Origin of the sequence: Mesorhizobium sp. M0195 (assembly GCF_040322115.1) — a bacterium.
In the GTDB taxonomy this organism is placed as follows: Bacteria; Pseudomonadota; Alphaproteobacteria; order Rhizobiales; family Rhizobiaceae; genus Mesorhizobium.
The window spans coordinates 1-546 of the sequence record NZ_JAMYSV010000107.1 but is presented as its reverse complement, the minus strand read 5'-3'; the positions used below and the strand labels follow the sequence as shown (position 1 = coordinate 546).

Sequence of the window (546 nt, the reverse complement as noted above, 5' to 3'; positions counted from 1 at the left end):
GTCGTGGCGTCCGACCCGCTCGACACCGAGAAGCTCCGCCCAGATCTCGGCCAGCGCCGTCTCGATCGCGGCGCGGGGCGCCTCATAGGCCGCCCGCGCATAGGCGTCGTCGGCCGGCGCCGGCAGCGCCTTGCGGTCGAGCTTGCCGTTCGGCGTCAGCGGTAGCGCCGCCAGCCGCACGAATGCCGTTGGCACCATGTAGTCCGGCAGCCGCCCGCTCACATGTGCGCGCAAGGCGCCGGCAAGCGCGCCGCCATCGTCCTGCTCCGCTCCCGCCTCGGGCCCACACACGACATAAGCGACAAGGTGCTTGTCGCCGGCGCGGTCCTGGCGCGCCACCACCACCGCCTCACGCACCCAGGCATGCTCGCAAAGCCGCGCCGCGATCTCGCCCGGCTCGATGCGGAAGCCGCGGATCTTCACCTGGTCATCGTTGCGGCCCAGGAACTCCAGATTGCCATCCGGCAGATAACGCCCCAGGTCACCGGTCTTATACAGCCGATCGCCTTCCACAAAGGGACTGGCGATGAACCGCTCCGCCGTCAG

General features: G+C 70.1%; 1 protein-coding gene. It reads right to left on the bottom strand.

Annotation, left to right across the window (positions count from 1 at the left end; genetic code table 11):
- The coding region (locus NKJ12_RS32230) for an AMP-binding enzyme (RefSeq protein WP_352707761.1) at nt 1-546 on the bottom strand (546 nt) is incomplete at both ends.